A 16642-nucleotide genomic window follows, 5' to 3' on the forward strand; every position below is an offset into this window, starting at 1 on the left:
TCCATGATTCGTTTACCAAGCTTTTTTAAGCGAAAAACCCAGTCTAATGACCTTGCAAAAGGCTCAAGGGGTGGTCGCGCAGCCAAAAGAGTGGCGTCACGTAGTTTTCAGCGTGCAGCAGAGGCTGAGGAGCTTGCTCTTACAGAGGATCCAGAACAACAAAGAGCGCGTCATCGTCTTATTGGCGCCGCTGTCTTGGTACTCATTGCTGTGGTTGGCTTGCCCCGTATTTTGGATAACAAGCCAAAGTCGGCTCCAAACGATATCGCCGTCAATATTGTTACCAGCTTGCCCATTCCCGGCGCTGAAACCAAGGGTGAAGAAAAGTCAAAAGCAGAAGCGCCAGTTGAGCCTGCTAAAGAAGCCCCTAAAGTTGCAGTAACGCCCGCACCAGAAGCAAAGGCAGAGCCTAAGCCAGAGGTGAAGTCAGAAGCTAAGCCAGCGGCGCCTGCTGTAAATAAATCTGGCGCATTGGGTTTGGCGGCAGGTGAGGAAGTGGTTGCGGCAAGTACTCCTAAAGTGGAGTCTAAGCCTAAGGCTGATGAAGTTAGTAAACCAAGCACATCAACTGGTTCTGGAAAGTTCGTTATTCAGATTGGTGCTTTCGCATCTGAAGAGCGCGCTAAGGGTTGGGTCGCAAAACTCAAAGAACAAAAGATGCCGAACTATGTCTTAAACAAGACGGGTAGTGATGGGGCGAAGTTATATGTTCTGCGTGCTGGGCCGTACACCGACAAAGATGCAGCTGAGGCGGCGGAAAAGAAAATTAAGGCAATGGGTCTTGCGCCAAGACTCGTTGAATCCGGCAAGCAATAATGGAATACCTATCCACCCTCAAGCTAACATCGGTGGATTACTTCACCCTAGTTGTGCTCCTAGTTTCCGCCTTGGTTGGAATTTCTCGTGGATTGTTTAAAGAAGTTCTCGCTTTAGCGTCTTGGTTTGCCGCAGCTTGGATTGCTTATCACTATAGTACTTACCTCTCTACAGAATGGCTCTCTACTTTCCATTTGGATGAGTGGCTGAGCCTTGGAGTGAGCTTTCTTATTCTCTTCATCCTCACCTTCATTGTTTGTGGTTTGTTTGGTGGGGTAGTGCAAAAAATTATTTTGTCAGTTGGGCTGAGTTTGACTGATCGTTTCCTTGGTTTGATATTGGGCGTGCTTCGTGGCGGCCTGATCGTGGTGGTTTTTGCCACCCTAGCAGCACTCACCCCAATTCCACAAAGCATGGCTTGGAAGAATGCTATTACTAGGCCGGCGATTGATATGGCAACCGGTTTAATTAAAGGTTGGCTACCCGCTGACTGGGCTAAACAATTAGGTGATGCTATGCCTAAAGTTACCCAACACCATTACTCCTAAATTCACAATAGGAATCTAGAGATATGTGCGGCGTCGTCGGAACCGTTTCCCACTCACCAGTAAATCAACTTCTCTATGATGCGTTGTTGCTCTTGCAACATCGCGGTCAAGATGCCGCAGGTATTGCGACGATGAATGGTAATTCGTTCACGATGCACAAAGCCAACGGTCTTGTAAGGGGTGTTTTCAGAACGCGCAATATGCGCAGCTTAGTTGGTAATGCGGGTATTGGTCAGGTGCGTTACCCAACTGCTGGTTCTGCGAGTAGCGAAGAAGAGGCGCAACCTTTTTATGTCAGCGCACCTTATGGCATTATCTTGGCGCATAACGGTAATCTTACTAACGCACCAAGTTTGCGCGTAGAGATGGCCTATCGTGATCGTCGTCACATCAATACCAGTTCCGATACCGAAGTATTGTTGAACGTATTGGCCGATGAGCTGCAAAAAGAAACTAATAGCGCAGCGCTTGATGAGGTTGCGATGTTTAACGCAGTGACTGGTGTCACCAGTCGTGTTAAGGGTTCCTATGCTGTTGTATCACTGATTGCTGGTTATGGTTTGTTAGCCTTCCGAGATCAGTATGGTATTCGTCCTCTTTGCATTGGACGTATCGATACGCCTCAAGGTCCTGAGTGGATGATTGCATCAGAGTCTGTGGCGCTTGAAGGTCTTGGCTTTACGTTTGTGCGCGACGTTAATCCAGGCGAGGCGATTTACATTGATTTAGATGGCAATTTTTACTCATGTCAGTGCGCGCCTAATGCCGTGCTGACCCCTTGCATATTTGAATATGTTTACATGGCTCGTCCTGACTCCACGATTGATGGTGTCACCGTCTATAACGTGCGTATGCGCATGGGTGATTATTTAGCCGAGAAGATTCGTCAAGAGACTAATGTCGATGAGATCGATGTGGTGATGCCGATTCCGGATTCTAGCCGTCCTGCAGCAATGCAAGTGGCAAAAAACTTGGGTGTAGATTACCGCGAAGGCTTTTTTAAGAACCGTTACATCGGCCGCACCTTCATCATGCCAGGGCAGGCTGTTCGCAAGAAGTCAGTACGTCAAAAACTCAATGCTATGCGGATTGAGTTCAAAGATAAAACGGTATTGATTGTGGATGACTCGATTGTGCGTGGAACAACCTCATTTGAGATTGTGCAGATGGCGCGTGAATCTGGCGCGAAGAAAGTGATCTTTGCATCAGCGACGCCTCCAGTTCGCTTCCCCAACGTCTATGGTATTGATATGCCTACTCGCAGCGAGTTGGTTGCCTATGGTCGTACCGATGAAGAAATTAATAAGATGATTGGCGCCGATCAACTCATCTATCAAAGTATTGAAGATATGAAGCAGGCGGTGAGGGATGTTAATCCAGATCTCAAGAACTTTGAGGCATCTTGTTTTGATGGTAACTACATCACAGGTGACATCACTGAGTCTTATTTGGATGCTTTGGAGGTCGCTAGAAATACCTCGGCTGCTAAAGCCGATCGCCAAAAGGATTCAAGCGATTTTGCCCGCTCTCAACTTCATCTACATTTGGCTATCGAAGACTAAAAAGCGACAGGAATTTGCCTCATCCGAGGCCAATCCGCAATTCGGTGTCAAAATAGCAGCATGAAGAGCAAAACCACACGCAAAAAACCGAATTTTTTTAAGCTAGCGCTTGAGACCTTGTCGGTCCGCGCTGGTACACGTCGTACGGCCGAGTATCAAGAGCACTCAGAGGCGATGTTTCTTACTTCTAGTTTCTGTTTTCATAGTGCTGAGTTAGCGGCCGATGGTTTTGCACATACGGATCAAGGCTTTATCTATTCGCGCTTTACCAATCCTACAGTGAGTATGTTTCAAGAGCGCTTAGCCGCCTTGGAGGGTGGTGCGGCTTGCATTGCTACTGCTTCTGGCATGTCTGCCATTTTGACCATGGCGATGGCGCATTTGCAAGCGGGTGATCATGTCGTTTGTTCTCGCTCCGTATTTGGCGCAACGATTCAATTATTCACAAACATCTTGGGTCGCTTTGGTATTACAACGACTTATGTTGATTTGGCTGATACCAAGTCATGGCAGGCTGCTGTCCAGCCAAACACTAAACTCTTTTATTTAGAGACGCCATCCAATCCCTTGACTGAGATTACGGATATCAAAGCAATTTCTAAGATTGCCAAGAAGACCAAAGCATTATTTGCGGTGGATAACTGCTTCTGCACGCCAGCTTTGCAAAAACCCCTCTCTTTGGGTGCTGATGTGGTCATCCATTCAGCCACTAAATACTTGGATGGTCAGGGGCGCGTTGTTGGTGGTGCGATTGTAGGTAGCAATGATTTCATTATGGGCAAGGTATTTCCTTATGTGCGCACAGCCGGTCCAACCCTCTCCGCATTTAATGCCTGGGTATTCCTGAAGGGCTTAGAAACTTTAGAGCTTCGCATGAAGCAGCAAAGTCAAAATGCGTTCGCGCTGGCGCAATGGTTGGAGAAGCAGCCTGGCGTTGAGCGTGTTTACCATCCGGGTCTGAAGTCCCATCCACAACATGATTTGGCTAAGCGCCAACAAAAAGAGGGTGGCGCGATTTTGTCTTTCACCTTAAAGGGTGGAAAGAGGGCGGCATTCAAACTTATTAACCAAACCAAGCTTTGCTCGATCACCGCAAACTTGGGTGATACCCGCACGACGATTACGCATCCGGCTACAACGACGCATTGCAGAGTATCACCAGAGGTTCGAAAAGCCGCAGCCATCTCCGATGGCTTGGTGCGAATTGCTGTAGGGCTTGAAAACATCAACGATTTAAAGAATGATCTCGTTGGCGGACTCAAAAAATAATCAAGTTCATCAGGACGGGCTCATGGGATTCTCCGATGCCACTCAGTTCTGGAATGAACGTTTTGATAAAGAAGAGTTCATCTTCGGCAAAGAGCCAAATGAATATCTGGTTGAGAAAACAGAACAATACCTAAGGCCCAAAGATAGGGTGCTATGTATCGCTGATGGCGAGGGGCGCAATGGCGTCTGGCTTGCTAAGCAAGGTATGCAAGTAGTTGGCTTTGATGCATCGGATATCGCCCTGGCCAAGGCAAGGCAGTTTGCCAAAGATAATCAAGTAGAAGTCGAGTATTCATTTTCGGATACGGATAGCTATGCTTGGCCTGAAAATACTTACGATGCCGTGATTGGTATCTTCATACAGTCCGCTGATTCAGCAATGCGCGCCAGAATATTCCAACAGGCATATAAGGGCGATCAGGCCGGGCGGTCTCTTGTCTTCAGGGCTATACGCCTAAGCAGTTAGATTACAAAACTGGTGGATCATCTTTAGTGGAGCAGCTGTACACAGAAGAGTTGATTAGAGATCTTGCTAAAGAGTTTCAGATCATAGAGCGTGTTCGTTACGAGAAAGAACTCTCTGAACGCCCAAGACATACGGGGATGTCTGCTATTTTGGGCTTAGTAGCTAAAAAGTGAGTTTTCCCTGATGAGGGTTGTTTAAAAATAAAAAGACTGCCAAGGCAGTCTTTTTATCTATTGAAACAATTCGACTAAAAATGAACGGCTAACCTAAGCTTTCTTGGCATAAGCAGAGCACCAGCCTTTACCTGCAACCTTCTGCGTTCCAAATAATGAACAGCCCCCAGTCGCATCGCCTGCTTTGCCTTGGAACAGTGCGCAGTTATCGCACTCCTGGCCGGCAGCATATTTTGCATACTTAGCCTTATCAACAGTTGTTGCATTGACTTTGTACCCCAATGCGGCAGCTTGTGGATCAGTTTCAGAAACCATTGCTTGGGCTTGAACTTTACCGTTTAATGCAAGAGTGCAAGCGCCAGCGGCAGACAAAACCATAAATTGGCGACGACTATTTTTCATAAGAGCTCTCCAGTATTTGGATGGATAAAAAGATTAAATAACTAGCTAAATTGCATATCAAATGGGATAGCACCATCAACAATAGGGGTTTCTCAGTATTAAGTTTAATCAAGCTTGGCTCCACACTACATAAATATGCATAAATGCGTATAGAAGCATTTAAATTAGCGTTTCATATCAAAACGATGCAAAAAGGGGTTTTATGAAAAGGTTTCTTTCTCTTGGTCTGATGTTGTTTTCAGGTTTTGCCGCAGCGCAAACCGGTACACCCGCCAATCCAGAGTTGCTACAAATTATTGATAGGTCTACAAATTTTGTAGTCAAAACGGCCAAAGGACCAATTGAGATCACGCATGTAATGACGTCTTGTGCAAAAAATAAAGGTTGGCCACAACCTTTAATTCCGATTAAGGGCGTTATACCGGTTGATGAGATTGATGTTCTTAATGCATTAAATGACAAGGATTCGTGAGTGGTTGATGATCGCGTTAAAGGCACTATCCCTGGCTCTATTGGCATTCCATATACAGAAGTGGCAATGCGAATGGATGAATTAGGTTGCAAAAAGCCAGCCGCAGGATCAACTAAATGGGACTGCTCTAAGGCGAAGAAGGTTTATGCCTTCTGTAACAGACCAGTTTGCCCACAAAGTCCAATGGCGATGGCTGATATGACGCGCGATGGTTTTCACGCTACTAAGATTTATTACTATCGTGGCGGTATGCTTGACTGGGATGCGTTGGGTCTAACCACCATTAAAGGTGAGTTTTAAACCAAGCTTTATCGAAATTGATGCAAAAAGGGAGGTTAGACTCCCCGTTTTTATTGCACTCAAGCCGAATTACATGATGTAGCTCAAATGCTTGTCGTTATTTCATGTCAATAGCTTGACATTAAGTGTGAATTGTATAATATATAAATATATATTATTAAATGGTTAAATGAAATGAGTAAATATGCTGAATAAAGTAGAGCAGAGTAAGCCGGCTCCATACATGAATCCACTTTTAGCGGGCATTCTTCCCGGAGTGGTTTTGTTATTCACTTTTTTAGTCACAGGTCATGGGCTAGGGGCTACAGGCTTTACGACACGCTTAACAGCCTGGGTGGGAATGTATGTTGCCCAAGTTGCAACTAATGCAAACGACTACCTTGGTGGAATGGTCGAAGAGTGGAAGCCATTAAATGCATGGATTACATGGCAGGTGCTTGGTTTAGCTATGGGTGCATTGCTGTCAGCCTTCTTGGCGAAAAGAATTCATATTCAAATGGACGGCAAAACATTTCTAGGTGGCTCTAAGCGTCCATGGACAGCTTGATTTGGCGGCATATCGGCTTGATTTGGCGCGCGAGTCGCAGCAGGTTGCACTAGCGGTCTTGGGCTTTCTGGAGCGGCGGTACTAAGTCTGACCGGCTTTACCTTCTTGGGAACGTTTTTTTTGCAGTTGGTTTATTGATAAGTCGTTTCTTGAAAGAAGGGAAATAAGATGAGTGAGATTCTTTCAGGTCTTTTGCTGGGATCAGCCTTTGGCTTTGTATTAGAGCGCGCAGGGTTTGGTAACCCAAATAAGTTAACTGGCCAGTTTCGTTTGACCGATTGGTCTGTATTTAAAGTGATGTTCACGGCTATTGTGTTTGCCGCCGTAGGCCTCTTAATTTTGGAAAAGACAGGTCTTGTGGACGCGGGTAATTGATTTGTGCCTCCTGCATTTTTAGGTGCTGCTGCATTAGGTGGTGATTTGGTTGGTGCGGGATTTGCAATCGACGGGTATTGCCCGGGAACCGCGGTAGTGGGTTTGATGTCTGGGCGCATTGAGGCGGCGATCTTTTTGTGCGGATTAATACTGGGCACTGTATTGTTTGCGGGTATCTATCCAAGCATGGACTTCTTGAATGGACTTCTTGACGACCATGGGTGAATACGTAAAAGCAGATGCGCTGCCAGATGCTTTCAATATTTCGGGTTTATCAATCGCTGTTGGTATGGTTATCGCAGCGGTCGTAGTCTTTATCTTGGGTTCTTGGATGGCAAAGAAGTCCAAAGGCTCGGTTAGCTCGCAAGTTTAATTATTTGAAAGGCAAAATATGCCTAAGAAATCAACTGTTGCTGCATTGGCGATCGCTTTGGCTGGTTTAGCAGCTGCGCCATTGGCGTATTCAGCGGATGCTCCTGTTGGTCCAACAAGCGCAGACCAAAAGAGCCCTTGTGGTCCTAAAAAACGTAAAGCCGCAGAGTAATTTAATTAATGCTTACTCAATCTAATCTTTGGTTAGCCGCTCAAGCGCTAGCAAATATTCAGATGCGATATGCCGAAACCGGGCGCACCTTGAATGAAGCTGCTTTATATGGCGCCAAGGAATTCATTGAGTGGCGGCACTATCCAATTAATGATCTTGTAGATGAGCAGAGTGGTTATGAGTTCTACTACCATGCGCATTCTGCAGATGAAATGCCCAATGGTGAGCATGGTCATTTTCATGTGATTAAGCGTGATGCACGGAGCTTTCATCACCTTATTGGCATTTCCTTAGACCAGAAGGGTTTGCCAGTTCGCTTATTTACCACTAACCAGTGGGTCACCGGCGAAGAGATGGCGGATTCGAACATTGCAATCAAATTCATTAAAGGATTTGAGTGGACGACAAAAGGTCGCATGGCTCCAGTAAGTCAATGGATTAGCGCTTTGATTCAATTATTTGCTGCAGAGATTGAGAGTTTACTTTTAGAGCGAGATCAAAAGAGTGCGCGACTAGTGGTAGAGCGGGGCGATCGTGAGATGGTATTGAACTCAAAAAAGCATCATGTTTTAACGGAATGCAAGCTTGATTTGATGGGTCGTCTTTCAGACACTTTGTTAGTTGTAAATTCATAAGGGAGTAGAGATGAAAAAAATTCAATGGCTTTTAGCAATTGCCCTAACGGGCTTGGTGGGTCTAGCTCAGGCAATCACTTTGCCCGGTGCTGTGGTCAGCGCCGATTGGTTGTTCAATAATCTATCTGATGTTCAGGTAATTGAAGTCAGAACGGATTTAGCAAGCTACCTCAGAAACCCTGAATGTGATACTGACAAAAAGACTGGTAAGCAATTCCTGGTTGAGGTGGGTGGCCATATTACCAATTCCACCCTATTGGATTTTAAGAAGGTGCGCGTAGAGCGTCTGGTAGATGGGAAAAAGAGTAAGTTTCTGATTCCTGAAAAAGCAGATTTTGAGAAGTTGGTGCAATCTTTAGGTATCAACTCTGATAAGCCGATTGTGCTCGTACCTATTGGGCAGGATATGTCCGATATAGACGAGGCATTAAGAACTTATTGGTCATTTAAGGTGTATGGCGAAGATCCAGTAGCCGTATTGGATGGTGGAATTGCCGGTTGGCTGGGTGACGGGCGTGAATACGTAACCACCAATGCTCAAAAGGCAATTGGTAATTGGTCTGCAAAAGCGTATCGCCAAGAATTAATCGCAAGCTCGGATGATGTGGCTGCTGCGTCCAAAGCAGGTAAGCCGCAATTATTGGATGCGCGTCAGCCTGCCCAATATCTGGGTCTTGCAAAGCTACCAGATGTACTGACATTCGGTCATATTGCCGGTTCAAAAGAGTTGGCGCCTGAGTTATTGGCAAAGCCAAGCAATGGCGAATTGTATTTCTGGCAAAAGAATAGCTATGATGCGTTGATGTCAGCCAATGGTTTAAGTGTTAAAGGCCCAACAATTGCCTATTGCAACACTGGCCACTTAGCAGCCGGTGGTTGGTTTGTGATGTCAGAGCTAGTTGGTAATAAATCCACTAACTTATACGATGGCTCTTTGTATCTTTGGACACTTGAAGGTCGACCATTAGTCGGTGTTCCGTTGGATTAAGGGCGCACACTATGCCAGTTCTTAAAGCCAGTATTAATTTAAAGAAGATGCAGTCATCAGCAGACGACGCTTGTCGTTTGATGAAGGTGCTCTCAAATAGAGATCGTATGTTGTTGCTATGCCAGATAAGTCAGGGGGAGATGTGCGTTGGTGAGCTCGAAGAATGTCTTGATATTTATCAGCCTACCTTATCCCAGCAACTCACTGTTCTTAGAAATGAAGAGTTGGTCCAAACAAGAAGGGATGGTAAGCAAATCTATTATTCACTATCCAATCGGATTGCTTTGGAGGTGATGAATGTGCTTTATCAACATTACTGCAGTAAATAACCAAAGGGGGTCTTAATATGAAATGCAATGTCGGTGGTATTGATCGTATGTTACGTATGTTGGTTGGCTTGGTGTTAATTGGTCTAACTGTAACTGGAACTGTTGGCGTATAGGGGTGGATTCGTGTTGTACCTCTCGCAACTGGCTTATTCAGATTTTGTCCAGCGTATCCACTCTTGGGAATTAATACTTTCGGTACTGATTCTTCATGTGGTGGTGGCGGTTGCTGTAAATAAGTTTTGCGTCATCAGTATGGACAAAAGCCAACTTAATGGTTGGCTTTTTACTGGGATAATTTAGTCAAAATTGTCTAAAGCACCTTATTAGGTTACTTTCAAAGGCAATCATCCTTGCAGAGTAGAGCCCTCTTTAGGTATAAAATTGCACTATGCGATCCCGAAGTAGATCGCTCGTAATTCTTATTTGCCTTTTCCTGATTTCATTCCAGATTACGGCAGGTAGCATCTTTATTGATGCTGCTCTTGAGCGTGCTCATATGCATCAAACTTCATTCTCCACACTGGTTTCCGATCATGTTCACGCTGGTCACGATACCGATGGTTGACAACAGGAATCTCGCACACTTTTCTTATAATGAGTCATGTAACAGCAAATATTAGCGAGAATAGGATTATTGTTTTTCTTCCGCCAGCGGTCACGCATAAATTTACCGTGGCAAATGAAGTTTTATTTACCCAAAACTTTTCTGATTCAGCATTTAAACCACCAAAAGCTATAGCCTAATGTTCTTGGGTTGGACTTGCTTTGCGGCATGTCCATTTGCTATTTGGCTAGTTGTGTGTAGTCATTTTTGGGAAATCTCATTATGTTTAAATTTATAAAAATAGTGCCTTTGGCATTATTTGTCTTACTTGTTTCCGCCTGTAGCAACGTTAAGTTAGATGATGCCAATGGCATCGCTACCGTTAATGCCGGCTGCTCTTTTACTTACGATCCTATTAGCGATCCAAAGTCTAGTGTGTATGGTAAGCGTGCAATCTATTTTGAGTGTGATGACCTTACCGTAGATCCGAAATATGTTTCAACAATCTCAGCACATACCGCTTACTTAAAGGCATTTCAAATGCAAAGGGCATCGATCATTATTCAGGGCAATACAGATGATCGTGGAACTGCCGAATACAACTTAGCACTGGGCCAAAAGCGATCTGAAGCCGTCAAGAAGGTTTTCCTTGCTCAAGGCGTCAGTGCATCTCAGTTAGAGGCGGTGAGCTTTGGTAAAGAAAAGCCAGCTAACACAGCTCAGACAGAAGCGGCAGTTAAAGAAAATCGCCGCGCTGATTTTGTCTATCAATAACTCGTAGGTTGCCCAATGAAAAACATATTTCAATTCAGTTTGATAGGCATTGCTTTCCTAGGCGGATGCGCGACAAACGTTACATCCAATAATCCAGTGCAGATTGTTAACGCACCGTCACCCATGACTGCAATATCCCCTGATCACTCGGTGTCAGTGGCTAAGCGGCTTAATGATTGCATCATTCGCGGAAATCAAAGTGCTGATGCATTGTTGGTGGATGCCCAGGTCATTGCTGTCACAAGAAATAATCCCCATGCCAAGGCCTTGTTTAGCTCCGCGGATAAATTGACGGACGAGCAAGCTAAGGCGCTAACGAATTATCTTGCTGAGGCAAATTCCTGCCGACCTATCGCCTTGGATGGCCTAAGCCCAGAAAAGAAAGCAGTCTACGAAGATTTCTTTAAAAAGATTGATGGCGTGTATGCTGATCTTATAGCCAGAAAGATCACCATTGGAGTGGCTAATGAAGAAAGGCAACTGCTTATGCAAGATGCGCACATGAAGAAGCTGGCACTTCAATCTCAAAAGAATTAATGAGGTTGATTTATGGCTAGATATAAATTTGTAGGTCGTTCCTGTAAGTTTGAGTGCATTAGTGGCATAGGCAAAGAGATTGGGCTTCACTCTTCAAGAGTGGTAATGGTTTGCAAATCTTGCTCAACAATTGATGCTTATACAGTAGCTCATCCAGGAAGCATCAATACTGAAATTAGCAAGCCGCCGGTTTGTACTAGCTGCCACTATAGTGATTATCTATTGGAGTGGGATGGTCTTACATGTCCGCATTGCAATATGACTATGAGAGCTCTGGGCGGAGATGTAGATGCTGAGAGACCTTTTAAATATTGGTAAACAAGGGTAAGTGCCAATACAGGGGCTGCTGATGGATGTTAGATTGGGGATCCGTTTTTAATTCTATTCCGTGATTGTTGTTGGCTGGGGGAGACACGCAAGCCACCTTCGGGTGGTTTTTTCTTAAGTGCTGACTTGCTATAGAGTAGCGATCAATAAATCGCCTTGGGTCATTGATTGGCCGTAATGGCATGATGTGAATTTGATTGCCATCCAATTCAATATACATTTGGCTGCAAATCTCTATATTCAGTCTTTTCACTTCAGATGCAGAGGCCATCCATTCAATTTTATGTACGCTATCTTTAATTTGTAGTTGGATACTGAAACCATCTTGTGGAATCACCCATGCTACTTCCGCATTTGGAGAAATTTTGCCTTTATCGGCTACGGTGAATGTGTTATCGCAGCCATCCCAACTGAGATTGCCTGCATTAAATATGCCATGAACTAAATGACTGATGCCAACCAACTCGGCTACACGTGAATTTCTGGGTCTTTGCAATCGCACTTGGGGCGCAGCTGTTTGTAAGCTGATACCGTTATCAATCACGGTGATGCGGTCGGTAATCAAGTCGGCTTCATGCAAATCATGCGTTACCAACACAATCGGAATGTTTAAATCCTTACGCAAATCTGCAAGAGTTTTATATAGACCTTGTCGCGTTGGCGCATCGACAGCGGAAAATGGCGCATCTAACAATAAGAGCTTTGGCTGTCGCGCCAATGCGCGAGCAAGTGCTACGCGTTGCTGTTGTCCGCCCGAGAGTTGGTGTGGAAAACGATGGGCAAGTTCAGCAATCCCCATGCGACCAAGCCGGTCCTGAGCAATGGCTTTAGGTTCAGCCATCTTATGTGCAGCATTCTGTAAAGGGATGAGGACATTCTCAATTGCCGATAAATGTGGGAAGAGCGCGTATTGCTGAAATAAAAATCCGCAAGAACGTTGTGCGGGAGACAGGTTCTGCATTACTCCTGCAAGTTCATGAGCCTCAAACCAGGTTTCACCATCACATTCAATTTTTCCAGTCTTCGCTTGGCTGAGGCCGGCAATCGTTCTTAGGGTGCTGGTTTTGCCGCTACCAGATGGTCCTACAAGCGCATGTAATTGACCGGCCACGCATTCCAGTGTGCTCTGCAGAGGGTTTGGAAGGCTTGGCTTATTTTTAGCTTAAGCATCAGCTTCTCCGTTGGCGCTGTTGGGAGACACTTTTGCCAAAAACACCGTATGCAAGGGCAATTGCAGTCAGGGATCTACCAAGCAGTAATAAGGCCAGTGCGCCGGCGCCTGCGGTATCAAAACTTTGCACTTTGTCGTAGATCGCAATCGATACCGTTTTGGTTTCCCCGGGGATCGGACCCAAAACCATGAGGATGACCCCAAATTCACCTATGGTGTGAGCCAAGGTTAGTACTGCTGCACTGGTAATGCCTCTCCATGCCAGCGGAAGCTGAATCAAGCGAAAAATTTGCCAATTGGATAAGATGCTGACTTGGGCGGCCTCAATAATTTCTGGGTTGATAGCTTCAAATGCACGCTGAATCGGCTGTATTGCAAAAGGCGGGTTGACTATGATGGATGCAATGAGAATTCCGGCAAAGGAAAACACCAGTGGGATATTAAAAAAGTCTTGCCGCCCAATCCAACCAAAATAACCCAAAACCGTAGGGGGTAAAACGAGCGGTAGGTCTATGGTAGCTTCAACCCAGGGTTTGCTTCTATTGAGGCCTAAGAGGGTATGGTCAATTTAAACTCCAAATGGAACGATGAGGACCAGATTCCAAAGTGCTAGCTTAAGCACGCGAAGGATCGCATCCATGTCCATTGTTTGATTGTATTGCTAAGCAATATAGGGTATCTCACTATACAGATTTACCTGCTTAAAGGGTCAAATATATGCGTATACATGCATATATTTAAGGGCTGGTGAAATTGAAGGCAAAAGTTCAAAAGGCAACAAAAAACTTCTCTCCAGAACAGATGGAGAAGGTGTTTACACATGTGGCTGCTTATTTCAATGTCCTATCTGAGCCCGCACGTTTACGCATCATGTACGCAGTCTGCGGTGGTGAAAAATCCGTCTCTGAAGTTGTGGAGATGTGTGGTACGAGCCAGGCCAATGTTTCGAGACATTTATTAGCGCTTCATAAATCTGGAATTTTAATGAGGCGAAAAGAGGGTGTGACAGTTGATTACTCGATTGCGGATAACGCAACGGTTGAGATGTGCCAAACAGTCTGCGCAAAGATTGCAGAAGGCATCCATTAAATTTTTGCAGTAAATCACTTCTGGATTGGAGTGGGGTAACGTTGCTGTGCCAACAGTGCAGTACACCCATGGTATGTTGTCTTGCTGTGAATTTATAGGTGTTCCACTCAAGGTATTGCTTGAAGAGTGTGACGCTGATCTGAAAAAAAAGCAAGTTCTTGCTTGCTGAGGGTGGCGACGGTTCTGGTATGACTCGTACCATCAATCTAGAAAGCTGCTTAGAAGACACTATTGTTGCTTGGAGTATGAATGGTGAGATGTTGCAGCCAGAAAACGGTTTTCCACTACGTCTGGTAGTGCCTGGCGTTCAAGGAGTTAGCTGGGTGAAGTGGTTGCACCGCCTGGAAGTTGGCGATATGCCATGGAATGCCAAGGATGAGGCGGTTCACTATATTGAACTGATGCCAGACGGCATGCACCGTCAATATGCCTCAATTTAAGAATGCAAATCAGTGATTACTACACCTTCTGGTGGTCAGCAGTTACTGGACAAAGGTTTCTATAACGTTAGCGGTATGGCTTGGTCGGGTCGAGGCAAGATTAAGCGTGTAGACGTCTCGTTTGATGGCGGAAAGAACTGGCGTCAAGCGCACCTGGAAACTCCGGTGCTCACTAAATCTATTACCCGTTTCAATATAGATTGGGTGTGGCATGGTTCGCTGGCAATACTGCAGTCAAGAGCGGTGAATGACACTGGCTACATTCAGCCTTCTATTAAGGTGTTGCGTGATTTACGCGGTAATCGTTCTATCTATCACAACAATGCAATTCAGTATTGGAAATTGGATTCAAACGGCGAGGTGAGCAATGTACAAGTTGGATAAATTATTTGCTCGCTTGACTGTTGCAGCCTTATCAATTCAATGTGCTTATGCGCAAAATACTCTGGGGTCTGTAAAGTTCCCAGGTATTGGCCGTAATGCCACTCCTGCCGAAGTCATGGCTTGGGATATTGATGTGCGCCCAGACTTTAAAGGCTTGCCAAAAGGATCTGGCTCTGTTCAGCAGGGTCAAGCAATTTGGGAATCCAAGTGCGCTAGCTGTCATGGCATTTTCGGTGAATCTAATGAAATTTTTACTCCGATCGCAGGTGGCACCACTACTGATGACGTAAAGACAGGAAGAGTGGCCTCTTTGGCTGATCGTAAGCAGTCTCAGCGCACTACTTTGATGAAAGTTCCCACGGCCTCTACGTTGTGGGATTACATCTATCGTGCTATGCCTTGGAATGCGCCTAGATCATTAACGCCGGATGATACGTATGCTCTAGTTGCATTTATTTTGAGCTTGGGTGAAATTGTTCCTGATGACTTCGTGCTGAGCAATACCAATATTGCCGACGTACAGAAGAAGATGCCCAATCGCAATTGCATGACACGTAATCATGGTTTCTGGAGTGTGAACGGTAAACCGGATGTGAATGGTTCATCTTGTATGACTAATTGCGTGCAGTTTGTGCAAATTGGCTCTACGCTTCCAGACTGCGCCAGAAATGCCCATGGCAATATTGCAGAGCCAAATCGTTTGTATGGGCCATATCGCGGCTCAGACTCAACCAAGCCACCGCTTGTTAAGTTGCCTGGAGCGACGGGTGAGGGCTTAGCCCATGCCGCTGATACCCATGCTGCCACTACAAAATGCCCTGCAGCATTGTTTAAAAATGAGAATTGCTCAGCATGTTATGCGCCTAATGCTAAATTGGTTTGGCCATCGATTGCCGATATTGCGGCGAAATATAAAGGGCAGAGCGGGGCTCAAGAAAAGCTCATGGCTAAGGTTAAAAACGGGGGTTCGGGAGTATGGTGGACGATTCCAATGCCACCACAATCACAGTTATCGGATGAGGATAGGGCGGCTCTAGTGCATTGGGTGCTTACGGGGGAATAGGTTTACAGAAGGTTTTTTGAAATACCGCTATATTTGATGCTAAGAGTAGATTATTAAAGGAGTTTTTATGAATCAGCAGCGACGCAGTTTATTGAAATATTCAGCTGTTTTTGGCTTGATGGCTTCTGCGGGTCTTATTAGCGTAGCCCAAGCTCAAGAGTGGAATAAAGCCGCTTTTGAAGGCAAGAGTCTAGATGACGTATTCAAAATCTTGGGAGCAGGCAGTCCAGATAAATCTGGCGCCGTGACTTTGAATGCTCCAGATATTGCTGAAAATGGCGCAGTAGTTCCAGTTGGGATTACTACAACGTTAAAAGCGGAGCAAATGGCAATCTTGGTTGAGAAAAACCCAAGCGCCTTGGCTGCGCGATTCTTCATTTCTTCTGGTACAGAACCATTTGTTACGACGCGCATCAAAATGGGTCAGACCTCTAACGTATATGCCTTGGTAAAAGCGGATGGCCATTGGAGTATGGCTGTTAAGGAAGTGAAAGTGATTTTAGGTGGTTGTGGCGGCTAATCCCCCAATCTGACTAAACCCCATTAATTAATTACTAGATTACAAGAGGAAAACATGGCTGATCCAATGCGCGTTAGAGCTGCTGAGAACGGTGGAATTGTGGATGTAAAGATTTTGATGAAGCACGATATGGAATCTGGTCAGCGTAAAGATGCTGCCGGCAAAACGATTCCTGCATGGTTTATTAGCACCACTAATGTCAAAGCTAATGGCAAAGATGTATTGAATGGTCAGTTTGGTCCAGCGGTTTCTAAGGATCCATTCTTGAACTTCAAATACAAAGGCGCTAAAGGCGACAAGATTGTAGTGAGCTGGGTAGATAGCAAAGGCGACAAGCGTACTGACGAAGCGACTGCTTCTTAATTGC

The 16642-nt window shown here is 45.3% G+C and carries 25 protein-coding genes and 3 pseudogenes; 25 read left to right on the forward strand and 3 right to left on the reverse strand.

The features are described 5' to 3' along the window. Positions 1–3: 3 nt before the first annotated feature. The 6 genes from DXE35_RS03715 to DXE35_RS10300 are packed head-to-tail and all read left to right on the forward strand — an operon-like array spanning position 4 to position 4834. Positions 4–816 (forward strand): SPOR domain-containing protein, encoded by an 813-nt coding sequence (locus tag DXE35_RS03715; RefSeq protein ID WP_114689614.1) that lies wholly within the window; start codon positions 4–6, stop codon positions 814–816. After that, the gene (locus tag DXE35_RS03720) at positions 816–1364 is read left to right on the forward strand and encodes a CvpA family protein (protein WP_231969987.1); all 549 of its coding nucleotides are present in this window, start codon (positions 816–818) and stop codon (positions 1362–1364) included. Before DXE35_RS03715 ends, DXE35_RS03720 begins: the two co-directional genes overlap by 1 nt. Positions 1365–1387: 23 nt before the next feature. After that, positions 1388–2926, forward strand: coding sequence for an amidophosphoribosyltransferase (gene purF / locus DXE35_RS03725; RefSeq protein ID WP_114689615.1), 1539 nt, complete (start codon positions 1388–1390; stop codon positions 2924–2926). Positions 2927–2986: 60 nt separating this feature from the next. Continuing rightward, entirely contained in the window at positions 2987–4195 is a 1209-nt protein-coding gene (locus DXE35_RS03730; RefSeq protein ID WP_114689616.1) for an O-succinylhomoserine sulfhydrylase, read from the forward strand. A 22-nt stretch (positions 4196–4217) separates the two neighbouring features. Continuing rightward, positions 4218–4661, forward strand: coding sequence for a class I SAM-dependent methyltransferase (locus DXE35_RS03735; RefSeq protein WP_231969988.1), 444 nt, complete (start codon positions 4218–4220; stop codon positions 4659–4661). A gap of 26 nt (positions 4662–4687) precedes the next feature. Beyond that, a complete protein-coding gene (locus DXE35_RS10300) occupies positions 4688–4834 on the forward strand; it encodes a hypothetical protein (RefSeq protein WP_231969989.1) in 147 nt (48 codons plus the stop codon). Between the two features lie 93 nt (positions 4835–4927). On the opposite strand, the gene DXE35_RS03740 is transcribed toward DXE35_RS10300, so the two are convergent. Beyond that, entirely contained in the window at positions 4928–5236 is a 309-nt protein-coding gene (locus tag DXE35_RS03740) for a high-potential iron-sulfur protein (protein WP_114689617.1), read from the reverse strand. A 202-nt stretch (positions 5237–5438) separates the two neighbouring features. Between DXE35_RS03740 and DXE35_RS09610 the strand changes: the two genes are divergently transcribed. The 14 genes and pseudogenes from DXE35_RS09610 to DXE35_RS03790 all read left to right on the forward strand — a co-directional run bounded on the left by DXE35_RS09610 (position 5439) and on the right by DXE35_RS03790 (position 11281). Further along, positions 5439–5708: a hypothetical protein gene (locus DXE35_RS09610; protein ID WP_197713959.1), complete on the forward strand. Its 270-nt coding sequence runs from the start codon at positions 5439–5441 to the stop codon at positions 5706–5708. Then, positions 5709–6008, forward strand: coding sequence for a rhodanese-like domain-containing protein (locus tag DXE35_RS09615; RefSeq protein WP_197713960.1), 300 nt, complete (start codon positions 5709–5711; stop codon positions 6006–6008). A 184-nt stretch (positions 6009–6192) separates the two neighbouring features. Continuing rightward, entirely contained in the window at positions 6193–6555 is a 363-nt protein-coding gene (locus DXE35_RS03750) for a hypothetical protein (RefSeq protein WP_197713961.1), read from the forward strand. A gap of 69 nt (positions 6556–6624) precedes the next feature. Then, positions 6625–6693, forward strand: a pseudogene (locus DXE35_RS11355) (hypothetical protein); the annotation flags it as partial. A gap of 30 nt (positions 6694–6723) precedes the next feature. Then, a complete protein-coding gene (locus DXE35_RS03755; protein ID WP_114689618.1) occupies positions 6724–6930 on the forward strand; it encodes a hypothetical protein in 207 nt (68 codons plus the stop codon). A 3-nt stretch (positions 6931–6933) separates the two neighbouring features. Next, positions 6934–7155, forward strand: coding sequence for a hypothetical protein (locus DXE35_RS03760; protein WP_114689619.1), 222 nt, complete (start codon positions 6934–6936; stop codon positions 7153–7155). Beyond that, on the forward strand, positions 7148–7303 hold the full coding sequence (locus DXE35_RS09235; protein WP_162784954.1) for a hypothetical protein: 156 nt from the start codon (positions 7148–7150) through the stop codon (positions 7301–7303). The genes DXE35_RS03760 and DXE35_RS09235 overlap by 8 nt, the downstream gene beginning before the upstream one ends. Positions 7304–7321: 18 nt before the next feature. Beyond that, positions 7322–7474 carry a hypothetical protein gene (locus DXE35_RS09240; protein WP_162784955.1) on the forward strand — a complete coding sequence of 51 codons (153 nt, stop codon included), beginning with the start codon at positions 7322–7324 and terminating at the stop codon, positions 7472–7474. Positions 7475–7482: 8 nt separating this feature from the next. After that, a complete protein-coding gene (locus DXE35_RS03765) occupies positions 7483–8109 on the forward strand; it encodes a DUF6969 family protein (RefSeq protein ID WP_114689620.1) in 627 nt (208 codons plus the stop codon). Positions 8110–8119: 10 nt separating this feature from the next. Beyond that, positions 8120–9097, forward strand: coding sequence for a sulfurtransferase (locus tag DXE35_RS03770; RefSeq protein WP_114689621.1), 978 nt, complete (start codon positions 8120–8122; stop codon positions 9095–9097). A gap of 11 nt (positions 9098–9108) precedes the next feature. Beyond that, a complete protein-coding gene (locus DXE35_RS03775) occupies positions 9109–9426 on the forward strand; it encodes an ArsR/SmtB family transcription factor (protein WP_114689622.1) in 318 nt (105 codons plus the stop codon). A gap of 17 nt (positions 9427–9443) precedes the next feature. Then, positions 9444–9662: pseudogene (locus DXE35_RS03780) on the forward strand (YgaP family membrane protein). A 590-nt stretch (positions 9663–10252) separates the two neighbouring features. Then, positions 10253–10744 (forward strand): OmpA family protein, encoded by a 492-nt coding sequence (locus DXE35_RS03785; protein WP_114689623.1) that lies wholly within the window; start codon positions 10253–10255, stop codon positions 10742–10744. A 15-nt stretch (positions 10745–10759) separates the two neighbouring features. Then, positions 10760–11281, forward strand: a complete 522-nt coding sequence (locus DXE35_RS03790; RefSeq protein WP_114689624.1) for a hypothetical protein — start codon at positions 10760–10762, stop codon at positions 11279–11281. A gap of 304 nt (positions 11282–11585) precedes the next feature. On the opposite strand, the gene DXE35_RS03795 is transcribed toward DXE35_RS03790, so the two are convergent. Both DXE35_RS03795 and DXE35_RS03800 read right to left on the reverse strand, forming a co-directional pair. Next, on the reverse strand, positions 11586–12719 hold the full coding sequence (locus tag DXE35_RS03795; RefSeq protein ID WP_197713962.1) for an ABC transporter ATP-binding protein: 1134 nt from the start codon (positions 12717–12719) through the stop codon (positions 11586–11588). Positions 12720–12777: 58 nt separating this feature from the next. Continuing rightward, entirely contained in the window at positions 12778–13347 is a 570-nt protein-coding gene (locus DXE35_RS03800) for a molybdate ABC transporter permease subunit (RefSeq protein WP_269459899.1), read from the reverse strand. Positions 13348–13526: 179 nt separating this feature from the next. Here DXE35_RS03800 and DXE35_RS03805 point away from each other — a divergent pair, with 179 nt between their 5' ends. The 5 genes and pseudogenes from DXE35_RS03805 (at position 13527) to soxZ (ending at position 16638) form a co-directional block, all read left to right on the forward strand. After that, entirely contained in the window at positions 13527–13868 is a 342-nt protein-coding gene (locus DXE35_RS03805; protein WP_114689625.1) for an ArsR/SmtB family transcription factor, read from the forward strand. Positions 13869–13887: 19 nt separating this feature from the next. Then, positions 13888–14692, forward strand: a pseudogene (locus tag DXE35_RS03810) (molybdopterin-dependent oxidoreductase); the annotation flags it as partial. Next, positions 14676–15755, forward strand: a complete 1080-nt coding sequence (locus tag DXE35_RS03815) for a c-type cytochrome (protein WP_114689626.1) — start codon at positions 14676–14678, stop codon at positions 15753–15755. The pseudogene DXE35_RS03810 and the gene DXE35_RS03815, both read left to right, overlap by 17 nt. A 67-nt stretch (positions 15756–15822) precedes the next feature. Further along, entirely contained in the window at positions 15823–16275 is a 453-nt protein-coding gene (gene soxY / locus DXE35_RS03820; protein ID WP_114689627.1) for a thiosulfate oxidation carrier protein SoxY, read from the forward strand. Between the two features lie 54 nt (positions 16276–16329). After that, on the forward strand, positions 16330–16638 hold the full coding sequence (gene soxZ / locus DXE35_RS03825; protein ID WP_114689628.1) for a thiosulfate oxidation carrier complex protein SoxZ: 309 nt from the start codon (positions 16330–16332) through the stop codon (positions 16636–16638). Positions 16639–16642 lie beyond the last annotated feature (4 nt).

The sequence above is a fragment of the Polynucleobacter necessarius genome (assembly GCF_900095215.1).
GTDB lineage: Bacteria > Pseudomonadota > Gammaproteobacteria > Burkholderiales > Burkholderiaceae > Polynucleobacter > Polynucleobacter necessarius_H.